Origin of the sequence: Phycicoccus elongatus Lp2 (assembly GCF_000367525.1) — a bacterium.
GTDB classification, from domain to species: domain Bacteria; phylum Actinomycetota; class Actinomycetes; order Actinomycetales; family Dermatophilaceae; genus Phycicoccus_A; species Phycicoccus_A elongatus.
In genome coordinates, this window is record NZ_HF570956.1 from 116,905 (window position 1) to 128,880 (window position 11,976).

General features: G+C 71.4%; 10 protein-coding genes, 1 pseudogene and 2 riboswitches. Of the genes and pseudogenes, 3 read left to right on the forward strand and 8 right to left on the reverse strand.

The genetic code is table 11. The features are described from left to right. Together bluB and cobN are read right to left on the reverse strand one after the other, a co-directional pair. Positions 1-828 (reverse strand): 5,6-dimethylbenzimidazole synthase (gene bluB, locus BN10_RS00585; RefSeq protein WP_084310845.1); only part of this gene is annotated, 828 nt, incomplete at its 3' end. 2 nt (positions 829-830) lie between these two features. Then, on the reverse strand, positions 831-4,481 hold the full coding sequence (gene cobN / locus BN10_RS00590; RefSeq protein WP_010849187.1) for a cobaltochelatase subunit CobN: 3,651 nt from the start codon (positions 4,479-4,481) through the stop codon (positions 831-833). 75 nt (positions 4,482-4,556) lie between these two features. Further along, positions 4,557-4,625: riboswitch (cobalamin riboswitch) on the reverse strand. A gap of 70 nt (positions 4,626-4,695) precedes the next feature. Between cobN and BN10_RS00595 the strand changes: the two genes are divergently transcribed. Genes BN10_RS00595 through BN10_RS00605 form a run of 3 tightly spaced genes read left to right on the forward strand, consistent with a single transcriptional unit; the run spans position 4,696 to position 8,059 of the window. After that, entirely contained in the window at positions 4,696-5,781 is a 1,086-nt protein-coding gene (locus BN10_RS00595; protein ID WP_233354226.1) for a cobalamin biosynthesis protein CobG, read from the forward strand. After that, on the forward strand, positions 5,778-6,446 hold the full coding sequence (locus BN10_RS00600; RefSeq protein ID WP_010849189.1) for a precorrin-8X methylmutase: 669 nt from the start codon (positions 5,778-5,780) through the stop codon (positions 6,444-6,446). The genes BN10_RS00595 and BN10_RS00600 overlap by 4 nt, the downstream gene beginning before the upstream one ends. Then, positions 6,443-8,059, forward strand: coding sequence for a precorrin-2 C(20)-methyltransferase (locus BN10_RS00605; RefSeq protein WP_010849190.1), 1,617 nt, complete (start codon positions 6,443-6,445; stop codon positions 8,057-8,059). Before BN10_RS00600 ends, BN10_RS00605 begins: the two co-directional genes overlap by 4 nt. An 18-nt stretch (positions 8,060-8,077) precedes the next feature. On the opposite strand, the gene BN10_RS00610 is transcribed toward BN10_RS00605, so the two are convergent. From BN10_RS00610 to BN10_RS17060, 6 genes and pseudogenes are all read right to left on the reverse strand, one after another. Next, positions 8,078-8,926: an energy-coupling factor ABC transporter ATP-binding protein gene (locus BN10_RS00610; RefSeq protein WP_010849191.1), complete on the reverse strand. Its 849-nt coding sequence runs from the start codon at positions 8,924-8,926 to the stop codon at positions 8,078-8,080. Next, a complete protein-coding gene (gene cbiQ, locus BN10_RS00615; protein WP_010849192.1) occupies positions 8,923-9,702 on the reverse strand; it encodes a cobalt ECF transporter T component CbiQ in 780 nt (259 codons plus the stop codon). The genes BN10_RS00610 and cbiQ overlap by 4 nt, the downstream gene beginning before the upstream one ends. A gap of 2 nt (positions 9,703-9,704) precedes the next feature. Then, positions 9,705-10,085: an energy-coupling factor ABC transporter substrate-binding protein gene (locus tag BN10_RS00620; protein WP_010849193.1), complete on the reverse strand. Its 381-nt coding sequence runs from the start codon at positions 10,083-10,085 to the stop codon at positions 9,705-9,707. Then, on the reverse strand, positions 10,078-10,776 hold the full coding sequence (locus tag BN10_RS00625; protein WP_010849194.1) for an energy-coupling factor ABC transporter permease: 699 nt from the start codon (positions 10,774-10,776) through the stop codon (positions 10,078-10,080). Before BN10_RS00625 ends, BN10_RS00620 begins: the two co-directional genes overlap by 8 nt. Positions 10,777-10,853: 77 nt before the next feature. After that, positions 10,854-10,921: riboswitch (cobalamin riboswitch) on the reverse strand. A 21-nt stretch (positions 10,922-10,942) separates the two neighbouring features. Then, on the reverse strand, positions 10,943-11,719 hold the full coding sequence (cobM, locus tag BN10_RS00630) for a precorrin-4 C(11)-methyltransferase (RefSeq protein ID WP_040750431.1): 777 nt from the start codon (positions 11,717-11,719) through the stop codon (positions 10,943-10,945). Then, a pseudogene (locus BN10_RS17060) lies at positions 11,716-11,976 on the reverse strand (cobalamin biosynthesis bifunctional protein CbiET); the annotation flags it as partial. The gene cobM and the pseudogene BN10_RS17060, both read right to left, overlap by 4 nt.

The following is an 11,976-nucleotide window of genomic DNA, read 5'->3' on the forward strand; positions in this document are numbered from 1 at the left end:
GGCGTCGTCGGTCGCCGCCACGAGACGGTGCTCGTCGGGGCCACGCAGGTGCGAGACCGGCTGGGCCGGGGCCCTCTCGCTCCACCGCTCCCGCAGGACGACGTCGGCCAACGGGGTCCTGGTCGACCAGCCGGCCCGTTGCAGGCCGGGCTCAGGAGGTCGCTCGTCGGGCCAGCCCAGGCAGAGCCAGCCGAGGGTGACGACGCCTTCGGGCAGCCCGAAGAGGTCGGCCAGGTCGGCGGGGTCGAACAAGGTGACCCACCCCATGCCCAGGCCGTGGGCGCGAGCGGTGAGCCACATGTTCTCGATCGCCGTGGCACACGACCAGAGGTCGGCATCCGGGAAGGTTGCGCGACCGAGCACGCCCAGGGCCGGTGTGCGACGGTCACAGGCGACGACGATGCCCAGCGGCGCCTCCCGCAGGCCCTCCAGTTTGAGGTCGAGCAGGCGGGCGGCACGATCCTCGGTGAGGTGGTCGGCCTGGGCGAGCCGAGCTGCATCGGCCAGATGAGCAGCCTTGTCGCGAGTCGCCTGGTCGGAGACGACGATGAAGCGCCACGGCTGGGAGTGCCCCACGCTGGGGGCTCGGTGACCGGCCTCCAGGACGGCCTCGAGCAGCTCGGTCGGCACCGGATCCGGCCGGAAGCGGCGGATGTCGCGGCGCGCGCCGACAACGGACTCCAAGGCCTCGACCACGGACTCGCCCATCGCCCAGCCCGCCGGGTCCTCCCGCCGGGTGCGGGCACTCGTCGCGTCACCGATGACCGGCACGGGCCGTGCCCACGACTGGTCCCCGCCTGCGCCTCCCTCACTGAATCCTCGCGCCATCGTCACTCCTCCAACTCACCCTCCACCTCGAGATACACGTGCTGCATCGCTGCCATGAGCGCCGGGTCGGGGTGCTCCCACAACCCGCGCTCGGCGGCCTCGGCCAGCTTCTCGACGATGCCGCGCAGCGCCCACGGGTTCGCGTGCCGCATGAAGGCCTGGTTCGTCTCGTCCAGGACGTACTCCTGCGCGAGCTTCTCGTACATCCAGTCCGGGATCACCCCCGCCGTCGCGTCGAACCCGAAGAGGTAGTCGACCGTGGCGGCCAGCTCGAAGGCACCCTTGTACCCATGTCGCTGCATCGCGGTGATCCAGCGCGGATTGACCACACGGGCCCGGAAGATCCGGTTCGTCTCCTCCTGCAAGGTCCGCGTGCGCACCGCGTCCGGCGAGGTCGAGTCACCCACGAAGGCCTTCGGCTCGGCTCCGGTGAGCGCACGCACCGTCGCGACCATGCCGCCGTGGTACTGGAAGTAGTCGTCGGAGTCGAGGATGTCGGACTCGCGGTTGTCGATGTTCTTGGCCGCGACCTGGATCCGCCGATAGTTGCGCTCCATGTCCTCCCGAGCCGGTATGCCGTCCAGTCCCCGCCCGTAGGCGAAGCCGCCCCACTGTGTGTAGACCTCCGCGAGGTCGGCGTCGTCACGCCAGTTGCCCGACTCGACGACCTGCAGGATGCCAGCGCCATAGGACCCGGGCTTGGACCCGAAGATCCGTGTGCGGGAGCGTCGCTCGTCACCGTGGGCCGCCTCGTCCGCCCGGGCGTGGGCCCGCACGAAGTTCAGCTCGTCCGGCTCATCCAGCCCGGCGACCAGCGCCACGGCGTCGTCGAGCAGCGCGATGACGTGCGGGAACGCGTCACGGAAGAAGCCGGAGATCCGCACCGTCACGTCGATCCGGGGCCGGCCGAGCTCCTCCAACGACAGCGGCTCGAGACCGACGACCCTGCGGGACTGCTCGTCCCAGATCGGCATGACGCCGAGCAGGGCGAGCACCTCGCCGATGTCGTCACCGGAGGTCCGCATCGCCGACGTCCCCCAGACGGAAAGGCCGACCGACTGGGGCAGCTCTCCGGTCTCCTCGCGATAGCGCGCGAGGAGGGACTCGGCCATGGCCGCGCCGGTCTGGTAGGCCAACCGCGAGGGGATCGCCTTGGGGTCGACCGAGTAGAAGTTGCGCCCGGTCGGCAGGACGTTGACCAATCCGCGCAGTGGCGAGCCGGAAGGCCCGGCCGGCACATAGCCGCCGTCGAGGGCGTGCAGGACCATGGGGATCTCGCGGGTCGTCTCGCGCAGGCGAGGCACGACCTCCCGGCAGGCGAAGGTCAACGAGGCCGAGACGCCAGGGTTGGCCGCACCGAGGACGTCCACCACGATCCCGTCGACGGCGGCTGCATCCCAATCCGAGTCCGCGCACCGCGTGACGAGGGCCCGCGCGGTCGCCTCGAAACGGTCCGTCTCAGCACTGCGGCTCTCGTGTTCGACATGCCCCAAGGCGGTCCGCAGCCCCGGGATGCCGTCGGAGCGGCCCCCGAAGACCTGGCCGGCCCGCAGGATCGCGAGGACGAGGTTGACCAGGCCGTCGCCGGTCGGCGCCTCGCTCAGGACGTGCAGTCCGTCGCGGATCTGGACGTCCTTGATCGCGCACAGGTGGTAGTCGATCTGGCCGACGAGCTCGTCGAAGGCATAGTTGTCGGGGTTCTCGGTCAACCCGAGGTCCTGGTCCATCTTCGCCGCCCGCAGCAGGGTCCAGATCTCGCCCTGCAGGGCGGGCGCTTTGGCCGGGTCCATCGCCGAGACATTGCCGTATTCGTCGAGCAACTGCTCCAGCCTGGCGATGTCGCCATAGGACTCGGCGCGGGCCATCGGCGGCACGAGGTGGTCGACGATCGTGGCATGCGCCCGCCGCTTGGCCTGGGTGCCCTCACCGGGGTCGTTGACGAGGAAGGGATAGATCAGCGGCAGGGAGCCCAAGGCGGCATCGGGGCCGCACGAGGCCGACATCGCGAGGTTCTTGCCCGGCAGCCACTCGAGGTTGCCGTGCTTGCCGACATGGACGATCGCGTGCGCGCCGAACTCCTCCTCGATCCACCGATAGGTCGCGAGGTAGTGATGGGTCAGCGGCAGGTCGGGGTCGTGATAGATCGCGATGGGGTTTTCCCCGAAGCCACGAGGCGGCTGCACGAGGAGCACGACATTGCCCGATTGAATTGCGGCACAGACGATCTCGCCCTCGGGGTCGCGTGACCGGTCGACGAAGAGCTCGCCGGGCGCCTCCCCCCAGTGCTCGGTCATCGCCTCGCGAAGGTCAGCCGGCAGCGCGGCGAACCACGCGGCATACGTGCTCGCCGGGATGCGGACCTGGGCCCCGCTCACCTGCTCCTGGGTGAGCCACTCCGGGTCCTGCCCCCCGGCGGCGATGAGGGCGTGGATGAGCGCGTTGCCCGCGGTCGTGTCCGCCGCCTCACCCTCGACCGGGGCGAGATCGCCCAGACCGGGGATGCCGTCCGCGCCGCCGTTGGGGCCGAGGTCGTAGCCCGCGTCGCGCATGGCCCGCAGCAGGCGGACCGTGGAGACGGGCGTGTCCAGACCGACGGCGTTGCCGATGCGGGAGTGCTTGGTCGGATACGCCGACAGCACGACCGCGATCTTGCGCTGCTCCGGCGGGGTGTGGCGCAGGCGGGCGTGGTTGACCGCGATCCGCGCGACGCGGGCGCAGCGCTCGGGGTCGGCGACATAGTGCGGCAGGCCGTCGGCGTCGGTCTCCTTGAAGGAGAAGGCGACGGTGATGAGGCGACCGTCGAACTCCGGGACGGCGACCTGGGTCGCCACGTCGAGAGGCGACATGCCGTCGTCGGAGTCCTCCCACTCGGCCCGGCTCCACGTCAGGCAGAGCCCCTGGAGGATCGGGATGTCGAGCTCGGCGAGGGCTCGCACGTCCCACGCCTCGTCGTCCTCCCCCGCGCTCGCGGTGGCCGGCTTGGTGCCGCCGGCAGCGAGCACCGTCGCCACCAGGGCGTCGAGCGTGCCCAGGTGGGCGATCAGGTCGTCCGGGGCATCCCGCAGCGACGCGGCATGGATCGGCACACCGACGCCACCGGCCTCGTCGATGGCGTCGCACAGGGCGTGCGCGTAGGCGGTGTTCCCGGCGGCCTGCTGGGCGCGATAGAAGAGCACACCAACCCGCGGTCGCGGGGCACCGTCCTCGCGAGCGGGGACCTCGGGCCGGTCGAGCACACCCCAGGTCGGCAGCTCGGCGGGCGGCTCGAAGCCCTCACCGGTGAGGAGCAGGGTGTCGGAGAGGAAGGCGTGCAGGTTGCGCAGGTTGTCCGGGCCGCCCTGCGCGAGATAACGATGGGCCTCGGCGACCACACCGGCGGGCACCGTCGAGAGCTCCATGAGCGCGGCATTGGGGGCCTGCTCGCCGCCGAGGACGACCATCCGCGTCCCGGTCGCGGCGATCCGCCGGAAGCCCGAGCACAGGTCCTGCGGCCCCCCGAGGATGCGGGCGACCACGATGTCGGCACCCTCGAGCGCTGCTCCGAGGTCCTGGTGGGTCGGTCGCGCCGGATTGGCCCAGACGAAGTCCGCGCCGCTCGCGCGCGCGCTCAGCAGGTCGGTGTCGCTCGTGGACAGCAGGGCAATGCGTGGCATCGAGTGCAACTCCCTTGGGGTCCGCGCCCCGGGTCGAAGGATGCCCGGCAGGAGGCCGGAGCAGGTCGTCGCGACGTTCCTGACTTCGCCCGGGTGAACGGGGCGTCACAGTGGCGGGACCGTCCCGGTCTTGCACCGGGTTCCGTCGACGACAACCGCTTGGCAGCCTACGGCAGACGGGGAGCCGAGAGAACGCGCGCGTATGCTCCCCGGCGTGACCTCCACCCGCCTCGGCGCCGACCGCTGCCCCGGTCTGCTCACGCCGTTCGTCGCCCAGGACGGGGCGATCATCCGCCTCCGCATCCCCGGCGGGCGGGTGCACGTGTCGACCCTTGCGGAACTGCTGGCGATCGGCACGGACTTCGGCGCGCCGATGCTGGCCGTGACCTCCCGCACCAATCTCCAGGTCCGCGGCCTGCCCGACCCGCTCCCCCAGGAGGTCATGGTCCGCGCGGAGGCGACCGGGCTTCTGCCCTCGTCGACCCATGAACGCGCCCGGAACATCCTCGCCGCGCCCCGTGCTCCCGAGCTGGGCCCGCTCGTTGCCGAACTCGATGCCGCCCTCTGCGCCGACCCGGTGCTCGCGGACCTGCCGGGCCGCTTCCTCTTTGCCGTCTCCGACGCGACGGGGTCGGTCCTCACCGAACCCTTCGATGTGGCCTACCAGGCATTGACTCCCACCACCGGGGTGCTCCGAGTGGGCGGACTGGGTATGCCGTGTGCCCGCGCCGACGCCGTCGCCCACCTGCTGGAGCGTGCCCGACTCTTCCTGCAACATCGGGCCGGGCCACGCGTCTGGAACATCCGCGACCTGCCGGCCGACTCCCCCGTCCTGCGCGGACTGGAGCCGATGCCGGTCGACGCGGCGGCGCCCCTCGTGCCGGGGCCGATCGGCGACGACCTGGTCGCGGGCATCCCGCTCGCGATGCTGCGGGCCGACCACCTGACCGCGCTCGCCCGGGTGACGAACGCGGTGGTCATCACGCCGTGGCGGTCGGTCGTCATCCCTGGCGGTGCGCGCTTCGCGCAGGAGCTCGGTGACGCGGGCTTCAGCGTCACGGCCACCGACCCGTGGGCCCGACTCTCTGCGTGCTCGGGCGCGCCCTGGTGCGCGCGCACGTCATCCCCGACCATGGAGCTCGCCCTGGCGGCTGCCCCTTCGCTGCGCCCGAGCGGACCCCGCATCCACCTCGTCGGATGCGAACGCGCCTGTGGCGCACCCACCCTCGACCACGTCCTCGTCGTCGACCCGCGCTCGGTCGACGACGTCGTCACTGCCGATGGAGTCTCCGACCGATGACGCTGGTGCCCCCCACCCGCCGCTACGACTACGTCACCGATGGGCTGGAGATCTATCGCCGGTCGTTCGGGATGATCCGCGATGAAGCAGACTTCCGTGACTTCGCCCCCGACCTGGTGACGGTTGCGACGCGGATCGTCCACGGCGCGGGCGATGTCGACATCGTCTCGGCCCTCGCGGCCACCGACGACCTGGTCAGCCGCGCTCGCGCTGCTCTCGAGGCCGGAGCCCCGATCTTCACCGACTCCCACATGCTCGCCTCGGGCGTGACGCGCCGGCGCCTGCCGGCCGACAACGAGGTGATCTGCACCCTGCGCGATCCGGCGGTGCCCGACCTCGCCACGCAATGGGGCACGACCCGAGCCGCGGCAGCGGTCTCGCTGTGGGGCCCTCGCCTCGAGGGTGCTGTCGTCGCCATCGGCAATGCCCCGACCGCGCTCTTCCACCTGCTCGAGATCATCCTGGACGGTGGCCCGCGACCTGCAGCCATCGTCGGGATGCCCGTCGGATTCATCGGCTCCGCCGAGTCCAAGCTCGCCCTGTCCGAGCACGGCTTGCCCGAGGGCGGACAGATCCCCTGGCTGGTCGTCCACGGTCGTCGCGGCGGCTCCGCCATGGCAGCCTCAGCCCTGAACGCCTTGGCGAATGCATCGGAACTGGCATGAGCAACAACGACATTCGCTCCTCTCACACAGGCCGACTCTTCGGCGTGGGCGTGGGCCCGGGCGACCCCGGACTGGTGACCCTTCGGGCCGCGGAACTCATCCGCGGGGCCGACGTCATCGCCTTCCACGCCGGCAGCGGCAAGCAGTCCATGGCCCGCTCGATCGTGGCCGACCTGCTCCCTCCCGGGGTGATCGAGGAGGAGCTGCGCTACCCGGTGACGACCGGCTTCGCCGACGACCCGGGCGGCTACTACGCCGCGCTCGGGGCGTTCTACGACGACTGCGCCGACCGGCTCGAGACCCACTTGAGGCAAGGGTGCACCGTCGTCGTCCTCGCCGTGGGTGACCCGCTCTTCTTCGGCTCCTTCATGTATGTCCATGACCGGCTCTCCCCCCTCTATCCCACGGCGGTCGTGCCAGGCGTGACCTCGGTGAGCGCTGCCACGGCGGCCGTCGCGACCGGCCTGTGTCGTCACGAGGACACCCTGACGATCCTGCCCGGGACCCTGCCGGTGCCCGAACTCGCACGACGGCTGGCCGACACCGATGCCGCCATCGTCATGAAGCTCGGCCAGACCTTCCCGGGCGTCGTCGAAGCCGTCCGCCAGGCTGGTCTGCTCGATCGCGCCGTCTATGTCGAGCGTGCCTCTGGCAAGCGGCAACGCGTCCTCCCCCTCGCCGACGTCGACGCCGACACCGTGCCCTACATGTCGCTCGTCGTCGTCCCGGGCGAGGGATTGCGCGCCGATGCGGCCGGTCGCGCGACCGGGGCAGTGGATACGACCCAGCACGTGGGTGAGCGTGAGTCACAGGACGAATCAGATTCTGCTGCAGCCACGCTCGGTGCGGAGGCCGGCAACTATGCCGGCTCCACGGCATACGGGACCGTCCATGTCGTCGGGCTGGGCCCCGGACCGGACGCCTGGCTGACCCCGGAGGCGAGCGACGTCCTGGGTCACGTGGACCACGTCATCGGCTATGCCCCCTATGTCGCGCGAGTCCCCCAGCGCGAAGGCCTGACCCGGCTGCCCTCCGGCAACACCGTCGAGGTCGATCGCGGCCGTCAGGCGCTCGCCCTCGCGCGGGCCGGTCACGAGGTCGCCGTCGTCTCCGGTGGCGATGCCGGCGTCTTCGGGATGGCCGCTGCCGTCTTCGAGGCCGCCGAGTCCGACCCCGCGTATGCCGCGGTGCCGATCCACGTCGTGCCCGGCGTCACCGCCGCCCACGCCGCCTCGGCGCTCGCCGGGGCCGTGCTCGGTGCCGACCACGCCCTCATCTCGCTCTCCGACCGGCTCAAGCCGTGGGACGTGGTCGTCGAGCGCCTTCGGGCCTGTGCTCAGGCGGATCTCGCGATGGCGTTCTACAACCCGCGATCGGCCTCACGACCCGACCAACTCGGTCTGGCCAAGAATGTCCTGCTCGAGGTCATCCCCGCGGACCGGGTCGTCGTCGTGGCCCGGCACGTCGGGCGGGAGCAGGAGTCCCTTTCCGTGACGACCCTCGGGGAATTCGACCCCGAGACTGTCGACATGGGCTGCTTGGTCATGGTCGGCGCGGCGAGCACCCGCGTCACGAGCACCGGCCGGGTCTGGACGCCGCGCTACGTCGACTGAGCCGGCCCGAGCACGGCCTCAGCCCAGGAGGCGCGCCACGTCGCTGACTGTCCGAGGCGGGGCGACGACGTCGATCTCGTGGCCGAGCGAACGCAGCAGCCGCACGGGCCAGGGGACGCCGAGATGGGCCCGACCGAGCAGCGCCTCGTCGGTCATGATCTTGACGGTGCTGCCCTGGTGGACGATGCCGTCGACGACGACGCCCACCTCGTCGGCCCACTCCCACGCGAAGTCGATGTCGTGCGTGGACACGACGACGGTCGTGCCCCGGGCCTCGAGATTCGACAGCGCCGCGCGCAGGGTCGTGACCGCCCGAGGATCCAGCCCGGCCGTGGGCTCGTCGAGCAGGAGGACCTGCGGCCGCATCGCCACCGCGCCGGCAATGGCCACGCGCTTGCGCTGACCGTAGGAGAGCTGGTGGACCGGACGGTCGGCGAGCTCGGTGACATCGAGCAACTCGAGCGCCTCCGCCACACGCACGCGGACCTCGGCGTCGTCGAGCCCCAGGTTGATCGGGCCGAAGGAGACGTCGGCGCGCACATCGGCCGAGAAGAGCTGGTCGTCCGGGTCCTGCAGCACGAGCTGCACCCGCTGCCGATGGTCGCGCAGACCGGCGTTGTCGTGGCGGAGCGTGATGCCATCGACGGCCACGCTCCCCGCGTCGGGCACATGAGCACCCGAGAGGCAGCGCAGCAGAGTCGTCTTGCCGGAGCCGTTCTCACCGAGCAGGGCCAGCCGGCTGCGCCCCGTCACGGACACATGGGCGCAGTCGAGGACGTCGCCTCGCCCCGGGTAGCCCGCGTGAAGGCCCTCGCCCACGAGCACCGCCCCGACAGTGGGCTCCCACGTGCCGGTGCGATGAGTCATGCGACACCTCGCAGCGCGAACAGGATCGACGTCGCGGCCAGTGCGGTCACGATCAGACCGCTGACCGCCATGAAGGGCACCGACACGACCGTCTCCCTGGGCAGGGTCCGCAGCGACCCGGCATACCCTCGTCCGCGCAGGCCCTCCTCGAGGCGCCGCGACCGTTGCCAGGCGCGCCCGAGGACCGAGCCCGCCATCAGGCCCATCGACCGACGAGCGGTCCGGCCGTCGACGAAGCCGAGGCGGGCCGCCTGCGCCTCGCGGACGGCAAGGACGGAGTCCATCAGGGTGAAGAGCATCCGATAGACCAGGCCGGCGATGTCGACGAGCACCTCGGGCACCCGCAGTCGCCGCAGCCCCGCGAGCAGGTCGACCATCGGAGTCGTGGCCGCCAGGAGGGTCATGGCCGCCATCGCGGCCGCCGACCGCACGGCGACCGCCGCCGCGGCATACAGGCCGGTGGACGTGAGCGACACCGGGCCGAGTGAGGCCAGGACGTCGGTGGGTTGGCCGCCGAAGGTCAGCGCGATGGGGATGGCACCGACGGCGACGAAGGTCATCGGGCCGACCACCGCCAGGGCATAGGTGCGCTTCGGGACGCGGGCGGCGAACAAGGCGGTGGAGACGGCGACGGCCAGCACGACGAGGGAGACCCAGAGGGAGCGCGAGGTCGCGGCCACCGTGAGCAGACCCAGTGACAGCAGGGCCTTCTCACCGGTGGACCGCAGACGCCACGGCCCGGACCAGGCCGCCTCGTCGAGGGCGAATCGCGCCAAGGTCAGCCCCTCGACTGCGGCTCGGCCGCATCACAGGCCGGCTCCGGGTCGCTCAGCGGGCGGCTCGAATCGTCGGCAGCCGACCGGCGCTGGCGACGCCGCTCGCGCATCGTGCCGAGAACGAACCCGAGGGCTCCTGCGCCGAGTGCTGCCTGCAGCGCGAACAGTCCGGACTCGACCTCGCCGCTCGAGGGCTCGAAGATCGGCTGGAACCACGGGGTGTAGCCGGGGTGGTTCTCCTCGATGTGGGTGGTGGCCGCCGAGTCGGTGCCGATGAAGGTCTCGCCGTCGCCGGTGCTCTGGCGGGTGCCGAGGACCATCGCGACCGTGAAGAGGGCGACGATCGCCAGGAGGATGGCCAGGGTGCTCGCGTGCTTACGCATGGATGGCCTCCTCGACCTTGGTGCCGGCGTGGTCCGGGCGGCGCGAGAACACCCCGAGAGCGGAGAGTTCTGGGCCGGCCCAACTGCGCAGGGCCTTGAAGATGAGGACGCCGACGAGGCCTTCAATGATGGCCAACGGCACTTGGGTGATCGCGAAGATGCCGAGGAAGACCGACCACGCGCCTACGAAGCCGTTCTGGCCGGGGAAGGCCAGCGCGAGTTGGGTGGCGGTCATGACGTAGGTCGCGAGGTTGGCCAACGCCATGGCCGCGAAGATGCGGACCGAGAAGGGAGCGCGACCGAGCAGGCGGAACGCGGCATACCCGACCCACGGGCCGACGACCGCCATCGAGAAGACATTGGCCCCGAGGGTGGTCAGACCGCCATGGGCGAGCAGGAGGGCTTGGAAGAGCAGGACGATCGTCCCCAGGGCCGCCATCACCGGGGGCCGGAAGATCACCGCCCCCAGTCCGGTGCCCGTCGGGTGGGACGATGAGCCCGTCACCGAGGGCAACTTGATCGCGGAGAGGACGAAGGTGAAGGCCCCCGCGGCACCGAGCAACAACGTGGCCTCGGGGTGCTCCTTGATGGTGCGGCTGATCGCCCGGGTGCCATGGATGACGAAGGGGGCCGCGACGGCCGTCCACGCGGCCGCATGAAGTGGGGGCAGGAAGCCCTCTGCAATGTGCATTGCTGCACCTTCCTCGGGATGACGCGCCCGATCAGACGTGACGCGCGGCGCCGATCGGCGGCACGCGACATCCACAGGAGTTCCTGACTCGCCGATGGCTCGGCTCACAGTGGCGCGACCGTCCCGGATTTGCACCGGGTTCCTCACGCAGATGGTGCTCGGCAGGCTACACCACCGGGACGGCCCGGCCCTCTGACGCCGCAGGCCGCGCGGGCCTGCTCGAGTAGAGGTGCGACTCCACGAAGTCCTCGGCCGACAGCGCCCACCCGACGATGATGACCGCGGCCTGGGTCAGGCCCGCGGCCTCGACCTGGTCGGCGATGTCGGCCAGGGTGCCCCGCAGGACGAGCTCGCCGGGCTGGGTCACCTGGGAGCCGACGACGACCGGGCAGTTGGGCCCGTAGTGCGCGCTCAGCTCGTCGGCCAGTCGTCGGGTGTGGCGGATGGCCAGGTGGAGGACGAGGGTCGCATTGGTCGCGGCGAAGGCCGCGAGCGTCTCCCCCGGGGGCATCTTCGTCGAGTCCTTCTGCGCGCGGGTGAGCACGACGGACTGGGCGACCTCGGGCACGGTCAGCTCGCGACCGATGAGGGCCGCGGTCGCGGCATACGCGGGCACCCCCGGGGTGAGGTCCCAGGGCACGCCGGCGGCGTCGAGACGCCGCGTCTGCTCGGCGATCGCCGAATAGATCGAGGGGTCCCCCGAGCAGAGCCGGGCGACGTCGTGGCCGGCTTCGTGGGCCGCGACGAGGGTCTTCGTGATCGCGTCGAGATTGAGGTATGCCGTGTCGACGAGTTGGGTGCCCGGCTGGCAGTGGGCGAGGACCTCGTCGTCGACATAGGTGCCGGCGTAGAGGCACACCGGGCTCTCCTGCAGCAGGCGGACGGCCCGCAGGGTGAGCAGGTCGGCGGCTCCGGGGCCGGCGCCGATGAAGTGGACGGTCATGGGGATCCTTGCTCGGGGGGCTTCTGAGCGCTCCATTGGACGATCGCGCGGGCCGGTGTCCAGGACAGGTGGGGCCCAAGGGGCGCTGCATGCTCGACGGTCATCCGTGTCAGGTGCCCACCGTGGCGCTGGTGGGCCGCGACGAGGACGGCCTCGGCCGAGAGCGTGACGGCGTGGGCGACGAGGCGTCCTCCGGGGCGCAGCCGGGCCCAGGCCAGGTCGGCGAGGTCGCTCGTCAGGCCGCCGCCGACGAAGAC

Excerpts from the sequence above, each read along its gene's own strand:
- cobN (WP_010849187.1), bottom strand. The coding sequence starts at position 4,481 with ATGCCACGCATTGCCCTGCTGTCCACGAGCGACACCGACCTGCTGAGC.
- BN10_RS00600 (WP_010849189.1), top strand. The coding sequence starts at position 5,778 with ATGACGCTGGTGCCCCCCACCCGCCGCTACGACTACGTCACCGATGGG.
- BN10_RS00605 (WP_010849190.1), top strand. The coding sequence starts at position 6,443 with ATGAGCAACAACGACATTCGCTCCTCTCACACAGGCCGACTCTTCGGC.
- BN10_RS00610 (WP_010849191.1), bottom strand. The coding sequence starts at position 8,926 with ATGACTCATCGCACCGGCACGTGGGAGCCCACTGTCGGGGCGGTGCTC.
- BN10_RS00620 (WP_010849193.1), bottom strand. The coding sequence starts at position 10,085 with ATGCGTAAGCACGCGAGCACCCTGGCCATCCTCCTGGCGATCGTCGCC.
- BN10_RS00625 (WP_010849194.1), bottom strand. The coding sequence starts at position 10,776 with ATGCACATTGCAGAGGGCTTCCTGCCCCCACTTCATGCGGCCGCGTGG.
- cobM (WP_040750431.1), bottom strand. The coding sequence starts at position 11,719 with ATGACCGTCCACTTCATCGGCGCCGGCCCCGGAGCCGCCGACCTGCTC.